Annotated in this window: 14 protein-coding genes and 1 tRNA gene; 9 read left to right on the forward strand and 6 right to left on the reverse strand. The window is 60.3% G+C overall.

The window, feature by feature from the left end:
• The first annotated feature begins 21 nt into the window (after window positions 1–21).
• From secDF to N1937_RS08715, 4 genes are all read left to right on the forward strand, one after another.
• Complete coding sequence (gene secDF, locus N1937_RS08700) at window positions 22–2,562, forward strand: protein translocase subunit SecDF (RefSeq protein WP_260058316.1); 2,541 nt, start codon at window positions 22–24, stop codon at window positions 2,560–2,562.
• 4 nt (window positions 2,563–2,566) lie between these two features.
• Window positions 2,567–2,953 carry an Mth938-like domain-containing protein gene (locus N1937_RS08705; protein ID WP_162118720.1) on the forward strand — a complete coding sequence of 129 codons (387 nt, stop codon included), beginning with the start codon at window positions 2,567–2,569 and terminating at the stop codon, window positions 2,951–2,953.
• Window positions 2,954–2,955: 2 nt separating this feature from the next.
• Entirely contained in the window at window positions 2,956–3,813 is an 858-nt protein-coding gene (locus N1937_RS08710) for a phytoene/squalene synthase family protein (RefSeq protein ID WP_260058317.1), read from the forward strand.
• Between the two features lie 71 nt (window positions 3,814–3,884).
• Window positions 3,885–4,352, forward strand: coding sequence for a hypothetical protein (locus tag N1937_RS08715; RefSeq protein WP_170261381.1), 468 nt, complete (start codon window positions 3,885–3,887; stop codon window positions 4,350–4,352).
• 110 nt (window positions 4,353–4,462) lie between these two features.
• Here N1937_RS08715 and trmFO read toward each other — a convergent pair whose 3' ends face one another.
• The 3 genes from trmFO to N1937_RS08730 all read right to left on the reverse strand — a co-directional run bounded on the left by trmFO (window position 4,463) and on the right by N1937_RS08730 (window position 6,569).
• Window positions 4,463–5,893: a methylenetetrahydrofolate--tRNA-(uracil(54)-C(5))-methyltransferase (FADH(2)-oxidizing) TrmFO gene (trmFO, locus tag N1937_RS08720; protein ID WP_260058318.1), complete on the reverse strand. Its 1,431-nt coding sequence runs from the start codon at window positions 5,891–5,893 to the stop codon at window positions 4,463–4,465.
• A gap of 92 nt (window positions 5,894–5,985) precedes the next feature.
• A complete protein-coding gene (locus N1937_RS08725) occupies window positions 5,986–6,129 on the reverse strand; it encodes a DUF1127 domain-containing protein (protein ID WP_003539017.1) in 144 nt (47 codons plus the stop codon).
• A gap of 293 nt (window positions 6,130–6,422) precedes the next feature.
• Entirely contained in the window at window positions 6,423–6,569 is a 147-nt protein-coding gene (locus N1937_RS08730) for a DUF1127 domain-containing protein (RefSeq protein ID WP_010067591.1), read from the reverse strand.
• 869 nt (window positions 6,570–7,438) lie between these two features.
• Here N1937_RS08730 and N1937_RS08735 point away from each other — a divergent pair.
• The 5 genes from N1937_RS08735 (at window position 7,439) to N1937_RS08755 (ending at window position 11,748) form a co-directional block, all read left to right on the forward strand.
• Window positions 7,439–8,542 (forward strand): DUF2157 domain-containing protein, encoded by a 1,104-nt coding sequence (locus tag N1937_RS08735; RefSeq protein ID WP_260058325.1) that lies wholly within the window; start codon window positions 7,439–7,441, stop codon window positions 8,540–8,542.
• Complete coding sequence (locus N1937_RS08740; protein WP_170280568.1) at window positions 8,539–9,129, forward strand: GDYXXLXY domain-containing protein; 591 nt, start codon at window positions 8,539–8,541, stop codon at window positions 9,127–9,129. The genes N1937_RS08735 and N1937_RS08740 overlap by 4 nt, the downstream gene beginning before the upstream one ends.
• Window positions 9,130–9,282: 153 nt before the next feature.
• Window positions 9,283–9,367: transfer RNA gene (locus N1937_RS08745), tRNA-Leu, on the forward strand.
• 200 nt (window positions 9,368–9,567) lie between these two features.
• Entirely contained in the window at window positions 9,568–11,052 is a 1,485-nt protein-coding gene (gene tig / locus N1937_RS08750) for a trigger factor (RefSeq protein WP_162118715.1), read from the forward strand.
• 276 nt (window positions 11,053–11,328) lie between these two features.
• The gene (locus N1937_RS08755) at window positions 11,329–11,748 is read left to right on the forward strand and encodes a nuclear transport factor 2 family protein (protein ID WP_170258524.1); all 420 of its coding nucleotides are present in this window, start codon (window positions 11,329–11,331) and stop codon (window positions 11,746–11,748) included.
• A 115-nt stretch (window positions 11,749–11,863) separates the two neighbouring features.
• Here the strand turns inward: N1937_RS08755 and N1937_RS08760 are convergent, their stop codons facing one another.
• From N1937_RS08760 to sthA, 3 genes are all read right to left on the reverse strand, one after another.
• Window positions 11,864–13,633 (reverse strand): B12-binding domain-containing radical SAM protein, encoded by a 1,770-nt coding sequence (locus N1937_RS08760; RefSeq protein ID WP_260058328.1) that lies wholly within the window; start codon window positions 13,631–13,633, stop codon window positions 11,864–11,866.
• Between the two features lie 159 nt (window positions 13,634–13,792).
• Complete coding sequence (locus N1937_RS08765) at window positions 13,793–14,602, reverse strand: endonuclease/exonuclease/phosphatase family protein (RefSeq protein ID WP_260058329.1); 810 nt, start codon at window positions 14,600–14,602, stop codon at window positions 13,793–13,795.
• 58 nt (window positions 14,603–14,660) lie between these two features.
• The gene (sthA, locus tag N1937_RS08770; protein WP_222281141.1) at window positions 14,661–16,067 is read right to left on the reverse strand and encodes a Si-specific NAD(P)(+) transhydrogenase; all 1,407 of its coding nucleotides are present in this window, start codon (window positions 16,065–16,067) and stop codon (window positions 14,661–14,663) included.
• Window positions 16,068–16,069 lie beyond the last annotated feature (2 nt).

Raw genomic sequence — 16,069 nt, forward strand, 5'->3', positions numbered from 1 at the left:
GATCGGAAGATCGTCGAGAGAATGTTGCATTTTTCCCGCTGGAAAACACTTCTGATTTGGCTGGTCGCGTTTGCGGCCATCGTCGTCGCTGCGCCCAATCTGCTGACTGAGGCGCAGCGATCCTCCCTGCCGGACTGGTTGGGGCACGACCGCTTGACGCTCGGTCTCGACCTGCAGGGCGGCTCGCATATCGTTCTGAAGGTCGAGCGTTCCGATGTCGTCAAGGACCGCCTGGAGGAGTTGGTCGCCAATGTGCGTAACGCGCTACGCGGCGCCGGCATCCGCTATACTGGGCTGACCGGCAATGACCAGACCGTCACCGTCCGCATCACCGATCCGGCCCAGACGCAGGCGGCGGTCGATCTCCTGAAGCCGTTGACGACGGCTGGTGGACATTCCGGATCTGAGGTCGCGCTTCGGCAGGGCGAGGAGGGGCAACTCTCACTGCAGATTTCCGACGCCGGCATTACGGCTGATGTCGCTTCCGCGCGGAGCCGCTCGCTCGATATCGTTGGCCGCCGCATCGCCGGATTCGGCTATGAAAATTTCCTCGTTCGCCCCGATGGCGCCGACCGCATCGTGATGCATGTGCTGGGATCGGTCGACGCCGAGCGGCTGAAGAACATCCTGAACCAGCCCGCCAAGCTTTCCTTTCATCTGATTGACGAAAGCATGTCGGGGCAGGAGGCGCTGAACGGCCGCTGGCCTGCAACGTCGCAAGTCCTTTATTCCCTCGACGATCCGCCGATTCCCTATCTCGTCGACCGCACGGCTTTTGTCACCGGCAGCAACATGATCGATATCGAGCCCATCGTCGATCCGCAGACGCAGGAGACCTCGATTGCCTACCGTCTCGATGCGGAAGGCACACAGCGGCTGGCGCAGGCGACGGAGCGGAATATCGGCAAGCACCTTGCCATCGTCTTCGACGACCAGGTGATGTCGTCACCGGTCATCGATGCGGCGATCACTGGCGGCGAGGGCCGGATTTCGGCAAACTTCTCCGAGGACGGCGTCCGCGACCTTGCGATCATGCTGCGCGCCGGCGCCTTGCCGGCGACGCTGACGAGCGTTGAGGAACGCAGCGTCAGCCCGAGCTTCGGCGCCGATTCCATCTTCAACGGTCTCGTTGCCGGCCTTGTCGCCGTCGTGCTGGTCGCAGCACTGATGATCGCCCTCTATCGTATTCTCGGCATCATCGCCGTCGTCTCGCTCTTCCTCAACCTGATCCTCATCGTCGCGGTGCTCAGTCTTGTCGGTGCGACGCTCACCTTGCCCGGGATTGCCGGCATCGTGCTGATCGTCGGCATGGCGGTCGATTCGAACGTACTGATCTACGAGCGCATCCGCGAAGAGGAAAAAACCACCCATTTCTTTGCCGAGGCCGTCGGCCGCGGTTTCTCGCGCGCATTTGCAACGATCGTCGACGCCAATGTGACGATCTTCATCGCCGCCATCATCCTCTTTTTCCTTGGCAGCGAATCCATCCGCGGTTTCGCGGTGACGCTGGCGGTCGGCATCCTGACGACCGTTTCCACGGCTTTCACGCTGACGCGCTCGATCGTTGCCGTCTGGCTGAGCGCGCGCCATCCCCGGCATCTGCCGAAGAGCGTCCTGACCCATCTTTTCGAACACGCCAACATCCGATTCATGGGAATCCGCCGCTATGTCTTTACGGCGTCGGCGGTCATCTCGCTGATCGCCATGGCCGCCTTTGCCACCGTCGGCCTGCATCTCGGCATCGATTTCTCCGGCGGCTCGCTCATCGAGGTGACGGCAAAGCAGGGCAACGCCGACATCGCCGATCTCCACTCGCGCCTCAATGATCTCAATCTCGGCGATGTCAGCGTTGAGCGCACGGGCGGGCCGGCGAACGCGCGAATCCGCATCGCTTCCCAGGGCGGCGGCGAGAATGCCGAGCAGTCGGCGGCGACGCTGGTGCGCGGTGAGCTCCAGGAAGATTATGATTTTCGCCGCGTCGACGTCGTCGGCCCCGCCATCTCGGGCGAATTGACGATGATGGCGACGCTCGGTGTGCTTGCAGCACTTGCGGCGATCCTGTTCTACATCTGGATCCGCTTCGAATGGCAATTCGCCGTCGGTGCCATCGTCGCAACGCTGCATGACGTCATCATTATGCTCGGTCTCTTCGTCCTCACCGGCATCGAGTTCAACCTGACGAGCATCGCCGCCGTGCTGACCATCGTCGGTTATTCCCTGAACGATACGGTCGTGGTCTACGACCGAATGCGCGAAAATCTCAAGCGATACAAGAAGATGCCGCTGCCGATCCTGATCGATGCCTCGATCAATCAGACTCTGTCACGCACCGTTCTGACCGCGGCGACGACGCTGATCGCCTTGCTCGCGCTCTTTCTCTTCGGGGGCGAAGTCATCCGCTCCTTCACCTTTGCGATGCTCTTCGGCGTCGCTCTCGGCACCTTCTCTTCGATCTATATCGCCGCTCCTATCTTGATCATCTTCCGGCTGCGGCCGGAGGCTCCCGACGGGGAAGAGAGCAACAAGACGGATGCTGGTGTAAAATCCGGCACGGTGGTTTGAAAACATGGCAAAAGGCATAGAAATCCGCGCTGCGCATTTCCCCGGGCGCGCCCCGATCGACGCTTACGGCAATGGCGGCTTTCGCTTTGCCGACATGTCGCATCGCGGCTCGATCCTTTGTCTACCCTCCGGCATTCATGGCTGGGACATGGATATGTCGAAACCGCTGTCGCCTGAAAATTTCCGCCGAGTGCTGGATGAGGGAGCCGATATCGAGGTTCTGCTCGTCGGCACCGGAACCGAGCTTCGCCGTCTGCCCGAGGAATTGAGGCTGGCGCTGAAGTCGCGCGGCATCTCCTCCGATCCGATGAGCACCGGCGCTGCAGTGCGCACCTTCAATATCATGCTCGCCGAGCAACGCGCCGTCGCCGCGGCATTGATTGCGGTCTGACGATGACTGAAGCGCATATTGCGACGAACCAGGAGATCTGCCTGGCGATGCTGCGTGACAGCGATCGCGACCGCTATCTCGCCTGTCTGCTGTCGCCGGAGGAAAAGCGCGGCGCGCTTGCAGCTCTTTATGCCTTCAATGCCGAGCTTGCCCGCATCCGCGACCTCGTGCACGAGCCGCTGCCCGGCGAGGTGCGGCTACAATATTGGCACGACCTGCTGGAAGGCAGCGCACACGGCTCGACGGCTGCCAATCCCGTCGCCGCAGCCCTTCTGACCGCGATCGAAACGAACCGCCTGCCGCGCAAGACGCTGATCGACATGATCGAGGCCCGCACCTTCGATCTCTATGACGATCCGATGGAGACACGTCTTTCGCTTGAAGGCTATGCCGGTGAAACGGCATCGGCCCTGATCCAGCTCGCAAGTCTCGTGCTGTCGCCGGAGGAAGCCGCACGATCGGCCGACGCCGCCGGCCATGCCGGCGTCGCCCAGGCGGTCGCCGGATTGCTGCTGCTGATGCCGCTGCATCGTCGCCGCGGCCAGGTCTATATTCCGCTGCAGATCCTTTCCGCCACCGGTCTCGATCGCGATGCCTTCCTTGCCGGAAAAGACAGGCCGCGCATCTCTGCTGCCATCGAGGCCTTCGCCGGTCTTGGTCGCGAACATCTGGTGGAGGCGAGGGCGGCCGGGCCGATTGCGCCGGCCGTCTTTCCAGCCTTCCTTCCGGCGACGCTTGCCGAACCGGTGCTCCTCAGGGCGCAGAAACGAGGCGCCTTGCTGTTCGACCGACCGCTGCAGCCGCCGCAATGGCGCCGCCAGCTGCGAATGGGACTGGCAGCAACCCGCCGGAAAATCTGATATCGGTCAAATTCGCGCAAGTCTCGCGCGTTACAAGGCTTCCACCGCTACCCTTTGAACGGAGACTCGGCGTGGGCATTATCGTCTGGTGCGTTCTTTTCGCCATCGTCATTATCATTGCTTTTGTAGCAACGCGCATGGCCGCGCAGAACAAGGAAGACGGCCTGCATGACACTGGCCTCGCCATCATCGAATTCGGTCGCGCCTTTCCGAACGAGGCGATCCGTCAGTTGCAGGCGACGGAAAACGGTCAGGCCGTCTTCGTGCGCCTGCATGACAACAAGGCGGGCTTCATGCGCAACATGTCGCGCCATTTCGCCTGCCATCTGATCGAGCCGGGTCGGGTGCGCGTCGTCGGCTCGGAGACGGGCCGGGGACTGGTGATCGACTTCCTCGATGCACCCTATCACAACGCTGATTTCGAATTCGCTTCAGCCAAGGAAGCCTCGGAGGTTTCGCTCTGGCTGCTCGGCAATTATATCGCCGAGCCGGATAAGGACCTGCCGACCGGCAATATTTCGGCGGCGAACAAGCAGTAATGCATGTCGCCCAAAAATGTGCAGCGGTTTTGGGAGGACGACATGCTAAAGGCAAAGACTTCAAGCGGGTCGCATGAACCGGTTCGGTGCGACGCGCTTGAAAACGCCGGTCAGGCGCTTTCGGCAAGCTTCGGTTCTTGACCGAGCCAGGTGCCGCAGTCGGCAAGGGCGCGGCGTGCGATCAGCTGCCGCTTCATGATCGTCTTGTCCTTGCCGCGGAAGCGCTTGACGCCTTCGGGCTTGACGATCGAGCCCGGCTGGAGTTCCGGAAACAGCCCGAAATTGATGTTCATCGGCTGGAACGATCGTTTGCCCGGCTCCTCGTGGGTGACCAAGTGCCCACCGGTGATATGACTAAGCAGCGAGCCGAGCGCCGTCGTCGCCGGCGGCAGCGAGATCGCCTCGCCCTTGCGTTCCGCGGCGGCGAAACGCCCGGCCAACAGCCCGACGCTGGCACTTTCCACATAACCCTCGCAGCCGGTGATCTGGCCGGCGAAACGCAGGCCGGGCCGCGATTTCAGCGTCAGCGACGGGTCGAGCAGGGTAGGCGAGTTGATATAGGTATTGCGGTGCAGCCCGCCGAGACGGGCAAATTCCGCATTTTCCAGACCCGGGATCATCCGGAAGATGTCCGCCTGCGCGCCATATTTCAGCTTCGTCTGGAAGCCAACCATATTGTAGAGCGTGCCGAGTGCATTGTCCTGCCGCAGTTGCACGACGGCATAGGCCTTGACCGTCGGATTATGCGCGTTCGTCAGCCCCATCGGCTTCATCGGTCCGTGGCGCAGTGTCTCGCGGCCGCGTTCGGCCATCACCTCGATGGGCAGGCAGCCGTCAAAATAAGGCGTACCCTCCCATTCCTTGAAGCCGACCGTGTCGCCTGATATCAGCGCGTCGACGAAGGCATTGTACCGCGCCTCGTCCATCGGGCAGTTGATGTAATCCTTGCCGGTGCCGCCAGGCCCGACCTTGTCGTAGCGCGACTGATACCAGCAGATGTCCATGTCGATGCTCTCGCGGTAGACGATCGGCGCGATGGCGTCGAAGAAGGCAAGCGAATCCTCGCCGGTTTCCACCTGGATGGCGCTCGCGAGCGACGGCGCCGTCAACGGTCCGGTGGCAACGATGGCCAGGTCCCAATCCTTCGGCGGCAGGCCGGTGACCTCTTCACGCACGACGGTGATCAGCGGGTGGTCATGGACGGCTTTGGTCACCGCCTCAGAGAAGCCATCGCGATCGACGGCGAGCGCACCACCGGCCGGTACCTGGCATCGATCGGCAGCGGCCATGATCAGCGAGCCCGCCATGCGCATCTCGGCATGGATGACGCCGACGGCATTGCTGGTCGCGTCATCGGACCGGAAAGAATTGGAGCAGACAAGTTCGGCAAGACCGTCGGTCTTGTGCGCATCCGTGCCGCGCACCCCGCGCATTTCATGCAGGATGACCGGAACGCCGGAATTGGCGATCTGCCAGGCGGCTTCCGAACCGGCAAGCCCACCGCCGACGACGTGGATAGGGGAATAGGAGATCGTGTTCATTCCGGGCTGATATCATGTCGGCCGGTGCGATCCAACACCCCGGAATCAAAAACGGCGCCTTGGGCGCCGTCTTGGAAGCATCGTACTCGCTATTAGCGGAACGAGCGGGATGCGATATTGCGGATGTCGTAGCGGCTAACGCCGATATCGGACAGGGTCTGGTTCGAAAGGCCGCCGAGTTCATTGAGCGTGCGACGGTAGCTGAGCCAGCTTCTTGCAATGCGGATCGGGTTCATTGTCTTCTTCCTATGTCCGCGGGACGGCGGGATCGCCTGTCTCTCTGCGGTTGATGTTTATATAGGCGAGAACCGTCCGATTGTGCAGTGCAAATAAAAGGCGTCTGCCATGCAATTGTGCACTATGATGCTCTTCAATTAAGCAGAGGATATTTTTTGAGCGGGCTAAACAAGCGGAAAACATGCAACCACCGCGGCCACCACGTGCAGACAAAAGAAAACGCCCGCTGTGTGTACAGCGGGCGTTTCAATCGAGAACAATCCTGCTTGGGAGGAGCAGCGATCGCCTGGAATTAGCGGGAAGAAGCCTCACGGGCAACGCGATGGATGTCCGAACGGTCGATGCCGAGATCGTGCAATTCGCGGTTGGTCATGCGGCCGAGTTCCGTGACGGTCTGACGATACTTGCGCCAGTTGTTGAAAGAGCGAGAGAAGTTCATGGTAAGCCCCTTTCCGAGGGTTTCATTCGCCAGCAGCCACCGATCGGCGCTGACCTCTGTTTGATGACTGGAATATATGTTGCGATGCGAAAGACTAAAACAGCCAAGTTTTCAGATCACCTATGCGAGACATGCAATGCTCAAAGGGTATTTGACGCAGACTTACCATTTTTTGGCCAACGAATAGGCAGAATGACTTTTGAGAAAGCGGTTCGATTTGGAGAGGCGAATGAAGTGCCATAGCAGAAAACGCTGCTTCCTCCGGTGATTCCGCTCGTCCATCCGCTGCAAAGAGGCGTTCCGCTTCGGATTGGAAGTCGCCCACCCATTCGCGGGGTTGGTGGCGCGGCGTGACGACAATGTGGCATGACGGCGCCCTGCGACGAAAATCCTCTTACCGCCAAGGCCTTAATGAAGCTCTGGCTATACAAAAACGCCCGCCGGGGGAGGATCCGGCGGGCGTGTTATGGTGACTGACAACTGGGAGGAGGAGTGTTGCCAGTCTATCGCAGCGCGCTGGGAGGAGGAGTGCGCGGCTGCGAATCTCGTCACGGACAATGCATCCGCGGGCGTCCGGCTGATGCCGGGCCGGGGCGCCATCCCCGTGCTTTGATGTGTTGATCAATAGTATGACTAATGAATATTGTGCAGTGCAATAGATTCATGCCGGATATGCGAAATACGCATATCTCTCCGTCCATAAGCTTATATTAGCGCGTCTGGCGTTAGCGGCTGGTTAACACTCGGTACTATTTAGACCAGTGAGGAACTTGTATGTTTGTTGCAGAGCGTTTTGCGAACACCGGTCCTGCGTCTATAACGGCGTGAGCCGCAGGCGCAGTCGGCGTTGCAGAAATAAGGGGTAGGGCATGTATCGCGGCAGATTGGAGCGGGATCTCTCGCTCTGGGTAGGCAAAGGCCTGCTCAGGCAGGAAACGGCGGGTGCGCTTCTCGCCGAATATGATAGCCGCCCGGCAAGCTTCAGCCTCGGCCGGGTGCTGATGGCGCTGGCGGCGGTGCTGCTTGCCGCTGCCATTCTGTTGGTCGTCGCCTCCAATTGGGAGGCCATCCCGCGCCTCGTCCGCGTCGGCGCCATCCTTGCCCTGATCTGGGTCGTGCACATCGCCGCTGCCCGTCTGCTCGCCCGCGGTGCGACGGCGGCGGCAGGAGGGTTGCTGGTCATCGGCGCGATGAGCTTCGGCGGCGCCATCTCGCTGGTCGGCCAGATGTATCATCTCTCCGGCGATGAACAGACGGTAATGTATCTCTGGTTCGCCATCGCGACGATCTCGGCGATCCTGTTCCGTTCGGGCGCAGTGGCCGTCGTCGCGGGCTTCCTCTCCTGGGCGTCGTTTGCCCTCTATCTTGAGAACCACGACACGCATTGGATAGGGTTCGATCCCTGGATGGCGCCTCTCATGGCGGCAATCGTCATCGGGTTGGTGCGTTATACCGGCGCCGAGCGGGCCCGCCATCTCGCCTATCTGCTGCTGATCGGCTGGCTCGCCTGGCTCTACACTCTTTATGAGGAGATCGCCGTGGCGCTTGCCTTCGCGATCGGCGGCATGGCGGCCTTCGTGCTGACGGCGTTGCCGCTCCGGCCTATTGCCTCCCTGGTCAGGAGCGCCGGCGCGGCCCCGGCCTTCTACAGCTTCCTTGTCGCCGGGATCGGCTTGCTGCTGCTGCATATCGAGATCGAGGACGGCTGGCGGCTGGTGGTGCTCGGAGTGGCGACACTTGCCGCTTCGGTGCTGGCGATTGCCCTGCATGGCAGGGATAATGGCGCGGTGCGTTATCTCGCTTATACGATTTTTGCCGCGGAGATGCTCTATCTCGCCTCCGTCACCGTCGGCTCGATCCTCGGCACGTCGAGCCTCTTCCTTTTCTCCGGTCTCGTGGTGGCACTTGTCGCCTGGATCGTCATCCGTCTCGAGCGGCGTTTTTCGGCGAATGCACAGGGGGAGGGCGCATGAACTCGTTCATGTCAAGGCTGCAATCCGGCAAGGGCTATCTGCTTTCGGCGATCATCGTCGCCAGTCTGCAGACCCTGATCCTCGGCACGATCATCCAGAGCCGGGCGTCGATCCTCAGCGATGGCGCTGAAGTGCTGCTGAAGACGGCGCCCGTCGATCCGCGTGATTTCCTGCGCGGCGATTATGTCGTTTTGAACTACGACATTTCCTCTGTGCCGGTGCAGACGGTCTCCGGCGGCATTCCGGCAGAGCCAGGCGAACGCGTGCTATGGGTCCGGTTGAAGAAGCAGGAAGACGGTTTCTGGACGGTGATCGAATCGTCCTTTCACGAACTGCCTCCGCAGCCGGAGACCGTGATCCTGCGCAGCCAGCCATTTTATAGTGGCGGACTTGCTGCCGGCGACAGCATGCGTGTCGAATACGGCATCGAGCGCTACTACGTTCCAGAAGGCGAGGGCAAGCCGATCGAGGAGGCCCGCAATGACGGCAACGTCGCCATCGCAGTGCGTGTCTCGCCTGATGGAAGCGCACAGATTCGCAGCCTTCTCGTTGACGGCAAGCCGGTTTACGACGAGCCGCTTTACTAATCTCGTCGCACTTCGGGGCAGGGCGGCTCCAGGGCCGCAAATGCCCTGTCATTTGCCGTTCATTTTTCCTTTGCCTCGACCAAATCGGGTGATATAGAGACGCCGCGCTCCGGAAGGCCTCATGCGCAGGCATAGGCATGCGGTTTTGTGAACGCGGGTATGGTGAAATTGGTAGACACGCCAGATTTAGGTTCTGGTGCCGCAAGGCGTGGGAGTTCAAGTCTCTCTACCCGCACCAAGCTGTTTGCAGGCGGGAGACTGAAATCGGTTGGCTTAGGGCAGCCGAGAGTTGTCCCGAATAGCCCGCGAGTGCCGTTCCCCTTTGGGCGGAATGATACAGGAATTGGGAAAAGCCACGCGCGGCAGGATCGCCGGCGTCGTGCTCATCGAAACGAACGGCGTCTGGGCACGGCCGCCACGAAATGAAGGTAGGAAGACATGCAGGTTATCGAAACGCTCGCTGAAGGGCTGAAGCGCGAAATCAAGGTCGTTATCCCGGCCAAGGACATGCAAGACAAGATGAATGAGCGTCTTGCCGATGTGAAGGACAAGGTTCGCATCAACGGCTTCCGTCCGGGCAAGGTCCCTGCCGCTCACCTGAAGAAGGTCTACGGCAAGTCGATCATGGCCGATCTCGTCAACGAGATCGTCCGCGAGCAGCCGGCCGCCATCCTGTCCAGCCGCGGTGAGAAGTCGGCCACGCAGCCGGAAATCGCCATGACGGAAGACAAGGACGAAGCCGACAAGATCCTCGCTGCCGAGCAGGATTTCGAATTCACGCTTTCCTATGAAGTGCTGCCGCCGATCGAACTGAAGTCGGTCAAGGGCATCAAGGTCACGCGCGAAGTGATCGACATCTCGGACGACGAAGTCAACGAGCAGGTCCTGAAGGTCGCCGAAAGCGCTCGCGCCTACGAGACCAAGACCGGCAAGGCCGCGAATGGCGACCGCATCACCATGGATTATGTCGGCAAGGTCGACGGCGAAGCCTTCGAAGGCGGCACCGATCAGGGCGCCGAACTGGTGCTCGGCTCCGGCCGCTTCATTCCGGGCTTCGAAGACCAGCTCGTCGGCGCCAAGGCCGGCGACGAGAAGACCATCACCGTGACCTTCCCGGCCGACTATCCGGCCAAGAACCTCGCCGGCAAGGAAGCGACCTTCGACGTGACAGTCAAGGAAGTCGCCGCACCTGCCGATGTCGAGATCAACGACGAACTCGCTTCCAAGCTCGGCATCGAATCCGCCGATCGCCTGAAGGAAATCGTCCGTGGCCAGATCGAATCGCAGTACGGCTCGCTGACCCGCCAGAAGCTGAAGCGCCAGATCCTCGACCAGCTGGACGAGATGTACAAGTTCGAAACCCCGAACTCGCTCGTCGACGCCGAATATAACGGCATCTGGAGTCAGGTGAACAACGACCTCGCCCAGTCCGGCAAGACCTTCGAGGACGAAGACACGACCGAAGAGAAGGCTCGCGAGGAATACAAGACGCTCGCCGAGCGCCGTGTTCGCCTCGGCCTCGTTCTCTCCGAAATCGGCGAAAAGGCCGGCGTCGAAGTCAGCGAAGACGAAATGCAGCGCGCCATCTACGATCAACTGCGCCAGTATCCGGGCCAGGAAAAGCAGATCCTCGAATTCTTCCGCAGCCAGCCGGGTGCCGCCGCTTCGATCCGCGCACCGATCTTCGAAGAGAAGGTCATCGATCACCTGCTGACCGAAATCGATGTCACCGACAAGAAGGTGACGAAGGAAGAGCTGCTCGCCGAGGAAGAAGGCGAAGCGAAGGCCGAGACCAAGAAGGCCGCGCCGAAGAAGAAGGCTGCCGCCAAGGCCGAAGCAGCGGACACCGGTGAAGGCGAAGAAGCCGCACCGAAGAAGAAGGCTGCTCCGAAGAAGAAGGCGGCTGACGAAAGCGCCGAATAGTCGCTTTTCAGTTCTACAGCGCCGCGCGTCTTTTCAGACGCGCAAAGGACGCTGTAACACTTTGAGTTGCTGCATGATTTTGTCCTTAAATCGATTCCGATTTAAGGAATCATGCAGTAAAGTTTGGGAGGCCTCGCCATCGTGCGGGGCCTTTTCTATTGTACAGGGCAGTTCATTTCTCGCCGCCTACTCCTTTGTGTTTATTCACCAGGAACAACAAAGAGTTGCAATAAAGTATAATTCGATGCAGATTCTACTGATGGGGAGGACCTGAAAATGACTGCAAAGCATGATATGAAGAAGCTGGTGGAAGAAATGTATGCTGTGCGCGACTGCGGCGATGTCGAAGCTACGCTGGCGCTGATCGGCGAGGGTTGCACCTTTCGCATGGTCGGCAATACACGGCTGGCGCCTTTTTCGACTGAATCAAGCGGGCATGCTTTTCGCCAAGCGATAACGCAGCTTATCACAGTATGGGATCTATCGAATATCAGGACAGCTATCTATGTGGACGAGGATGAGCATATGGTCTTTGCCCACCGTGAAGGCGAGGTCAGGCACATCCCATCGGGCGTGAGCTTCCATACGGAATTCATCGACAAGATCCATTTCCGGGATGGGAAACTGGTCAAGATCGTCGAATTCGTCGACACGCTGCAAGTGGCCGAGACGGCCAAGATGATCCAAGTCGCTTAAACGGCCACCAAGGTCGGAGCCTTCGAAGCGTTGTCAAAGTTGATTCATGCGACGCGCTTTAGAGTTTAATGCCGCCCATGTTTTCGGGCGTCAGCCGCCGGTCAAGAATTGCCGCTCAATGCGCTGTCAGTTGCGCGACTTTCCTGACATGGCTCACGGCTGCCGCACCGCCTGCGGTCTGTGTGAAGAGGTGGAGCGTTTCCTCTTCGTCGTCGGCGACAGGCGTCAGCGCCTGATCCATGTAGGTCCTCGACTTTGCATCCCTTGAAATCAGGAACGCCGAAATCGTCAGGCCAATGATCGTGCCGGCGAGCGAAGCATGTTTGCGGAAGGTTTCCCAGGCAAAGCGCGGCCAGAAGACCAGCGGATTCTCGCGCGGCAGGTCAGGGCGCCGCTCCGCCGGCGTCTTCAGGCGCAGCAGGCCGCTTTGCAGCGGATGCACGTTTTCCAGCGGCACGGTGGTCGCGAAGGAGACCAGAACCTTGACGAGCCTTGCCAGCGGTACCCCGGTCGCAACGGCGCGGCGCAGCAGCGTCTTCATATGATCAGGCGAATAATAGAGCGACCAGGCCTCGTGGTAGATGTCTTCCCATTCCTGCTTGGTCATTTTGGGATGCGCGGTGCAGACGTGCTCGACATCGTAGATGTTGAGATCGGCATCCATCTCGATGCCCTTCTTCCACAGGACCTGATGGTCCTCAGAGCCGGGCAGCGGCGTCAGGATGAAGAATTCGATGACGTCGAGCGGCAGCTCTTCCTGGATGATCGCGATGTCGCGGCGGATCGACTCCGGCGTATCGGCGGGGAAGCCCAAGATATAACCGGCAAGCGTCATGATGCCCTGTGCCTTCCAGGCGAGCAGCATCTTGCGATATTCGGTGATCTTGTTCTGGTTCTTCTTGGCGGCGGTCAGATTGTCCGGATTGACGTTTTCGAGGCCGATGAAGACGCGGGTGACGCCGGCGCGCCGGGATTTCTCGATAAAATTAGGGATCTTGTGGCAGAGCGTGTCGACCTGGATCATCAGGCCGAGCGGAATGCCGTCCCGTTCCTTGAGTTCGATCAACCGGTCGAAGATCGCTTCCCAATCCTTGTTGCGGGCGAAATTGTCGTCGGTGATGAAAAATTTGTGGATGCCCTGCGCCCAGTTCATCCGCACCAGCTTTTCGACGTCGTCGGCCGAACGGAAGCGCGACTTGCGCCCCTGCACGTTGATGATGGTGCAGAACGAGCACTGATAGGGACAGCCACGTCCGGCATCGAAGCTGGTGCTGAGCCCGAGCGTGCGCTGGATATTGTCCTTCGGCAGAAAGGGAACCGGCGTGCCGCCGATGCCGGGAAGGTCGTTCATGAAATTGTAGAGCGGCTTCAGCTCACCGGCGGCGGCGTCGCGCAGCACCATGTCGAGCCGGCCCTCGGCTTCGCCGGCAAACATCGAGATGCCCATGTCGCGGCAGGCGTCGAGCCCGACGGCCTTGCCATCCAGCATCGACAGGCAACCGGAAACATGGAAGCCGCCGATCGAAACCGGCAGGCCGGCATCGCGGAAGGGACGGGCGATATCGAGAGCGCGCGGATATTGGTTGGTCTGGACGCCGACGAGCGCGATCATGCCGAAATTGTCGTGACGCTTGAACTGTGCGAGCAGTCCGGCGATATCGATTCGTGTGTTGGTCTCGTCGATCACGGTGATGTCGATCGCCGTATCGTCTCCGAGCACCTTGCGCTCGGCACATTCGGCGGCAATGCCGTAGAGCGCCGCCAGCGAATTGGAGGGGATCATCGCCCGCCACCAGCGGATGACGTAGCCGTCGTCATCATAATGCGACGGCTTGATCAAGATCAGCTGAAAACGTCTGCGCGCAGCTTCCAAGACATGGGACAAGAGTATCTATCTTTCTCTAGAAGCTTTTGCCCGAAGGCAAAATGGCGTTAAAGGCATATGCAGGCACGACGTATCAATGCGATTTAGGCGGTCAAACTAAGGCGTAAAAAAACGGCACGGCGCCCAAACGCTTCGCGAAGTGTATCATTCCTCAATATACTACCCGATATCGAGCAGCAATGCGCGATGGTCGGAGACTTCGGGCGCCGCGACCACCTCGAATTTGGCTACCTTGACCCCCGGCGTCACCAGCATGTAGTCGGCAAAGCGGCCCTGCTTCAGATAGTAGGAGGTTCGGGTGTCTACAAGACCGTTTCCGGTGACGAGATCGGAAAGCCCGAGTCTGGCGAGAATCGCAAAGGTCGCGCTGTCAGGCAGCACGTTGAAATCGCCGCAGACGACGAGATTTTCGTCGCCGGGCCAGACGCGCTCGATGAGCCTGACCAGCGCCTCGGCCTGCTCCTCGCGCGCGGCCGTATCGCCCTTACCTGCGGGATCGCGCAGGCCATGCATGTGGGCGATGGTCACGGTAGAAGCATGCTCATGGCTGAAAAGGCGGATGCAATGGGCGTTTCGCGGCCGCGGATGTTCGCCCCAGCCATCGGCGGAAAAACGGCTATGCACGAAGTCCAGCCCCTCTGCGATGAGGGAATGCGTCTTGCGCACGAAGGTCGCCAGCCCGAATTCGGCGACGATCGCGGTATCGCCATCGAAAAGCTCGCCTCTCGAGGTCGGGCAGAAGAAGCCGTCGTGGCCGGGCAGGGCGGTGCTGATCTCAGTAAACAGATTGGCGCGCTGTGGCAGCTCCAGCCCCGCGTCCCGATAGATCGACCAGCTGCCGCCCATACCTGGCGCCCGCAGCACTTCTTGCAGGCAGAGTACATCCGGATCGGCTTGCCTGACATAGCCGATCAAGGCCTCATGCAGCCTGCCGCCCCATGCGTTCAGGGAAATGATGCGCAATGTCATTCGGCTCCGTTTTGGCGGCCGGATTTAGACGACAGCTCCGCGGTCTACATGATGCGTTTTAAAGTTCTGACTTGATGTCGCCCATCCGGTTCCAGGCATCGAGGCCGGCGATCTTGTAGGCTTCGGCGAGCGTCGGATAGTTGAAGGTGTTCTCGACGAAATATTCGACCGTGCCTTTGAGATTGAGCACCGCCTGGCCGATATGGACCAGCTCGGTGGCGCCTTCGCCGACGATATGCACGCCGAGCAGGCGGCGAGTCTTCAGCGAGAAGATCAGTTTCAAAAGACCCGTGTCGAGGCCCATGATATGACCGCGCGATGTCTCGCGGAAGCGCGCGATGCCGCATTCATAGGGAATGCCGCGCTCCTTCATTTCTTCCTCGGTCAGGCCGCAGGTCGAAATCTCCGGCACGGCATAGATGCCATAGGGAAAATATTTCGGCGGCTCCTTGGCGACCGCGCCGACCGCGACGCGGGCAGCGATGCGGCCCTGTTCCATCGAGGTCGAGGCAAGGCTCGGAAAGCCGACGACGTCGCCAGCGGCGTAAATGTTGGCAACCGATGTCTGGAAGGTTTCCGGATTGACCTTGAGACGGCCGCGGCTGTCGGCGTCGAGGCCGATGGCCCGAAGGTTCAGCGCATCGGTTGCCCCCATGCGGCCGGCGGCGAAAAGCACCATGTCGGTCGTAAGGCGTCGGCCGCTGTCGAGCGTCAGTTCGACCTTGCCGTTTTCGAGCCTCTCCACCTTGTCGGCCTTCTGGCCGAGCAGCAGCTTCATGTTGCGGTCGCGCAGCTGGTAGGTAAAATCCTCGATGATTTCCTTGTCGATGAAGTCGAGCATCGTCGCCTTCGGATCGATGACGGTGACGGCGGTGTCGAGCGCGCTGAAGATCGTCGCATATTCGATTCCGATGACGCCGGCGCCGATGACGACCATTGATCGCGGCAGGTCCTGGATGTCGAGCAGTTCGTCGCTGTCGAGAACGGTCTTGCCGTCGAAGGGTATGTAATCTGGGCGGAAAGGCTTTGTGCCGACGGCAAGCAGCACGCTGGCGCCGGTGACCTGCGTGGTCTCGCCGTCATCCTTGATCACCTGCAGCGTCGATGCATCGATGAAGCTCGCCTTGCCGCGAATATGCTGCACGCGGTTGCGGGCGAACTGGTGTTCCAGCACCTCGACCTCGTGGTTGAGCGTAATCAGCAGGCGGCGGCGCAGGTCATCTGCACTGATCTCTTCCTTGACGCGGTAAGACCGGCCGTAGAAGCCGCGTTCGCGCCAGCCGGAAAGATTAAGCGCGGTCTCGCGCAGCGTTTTGGAAGGGATGGTGCCGGTATGCACGGACACGCCGCCGACGCGTTTGCCCTGCTCGATGACAAGCACTTTCTTGCCGAGTTTTGCCGCCTGGATCGCGCCGCGGCGCCCTGCTGGACCGCTGCCCACCACAACGAGATCGTACTGAAGCATCA

The sequence above is a fragment of the Rhizobium sp. WSM4643 genome, assembly GCF_025152745.1.
Taxonomy (GTDB): Bacteria; Pseudomonadota; Alphaproteobacteria; order Rhizobiales; family Rhizobiaceae; genus Rhizobium; species Rhizobium leguminosarum_I.